The organism is Nostoc sp. DedQUE02, from assembly GCF_034531035.1.
Classification (GTDB): domain Bacteria; phylum Cyanobacteriota; class Cyanobacteriia; order Cyanobacteriales; family Nostocaceae; genus Nostoc.
Window position 1 is genome coordinate 34,725 of record NZ_JAVRBY020000071.1, and the last position, 260, is coordinate 34,984.

The window sequence follows — 260 nt, forward strand, 5'->3', positions numbered from 1 at the left end:
ATTTTCCGTGTCAAAGAGTGTTCTTCACGGGCATGAAAAGTCTTTGCCAACACGTGGCTCTTCCGATATCCCTACGTCAAAGACATCGCTGACATCCTCAAGGATAAATCCGTTGACCTCTTTCTTCGTTTATATGCAACAGAGACATTGGGAAATCTGGCAGAGGCAGCCAAACCCTACGTCAAAGACATCGATGACATCCTAAAGGCTATGACCTCAGAACACCTTTAGCGTTCAGGTGAGGCGTCGGCATTTTGAAA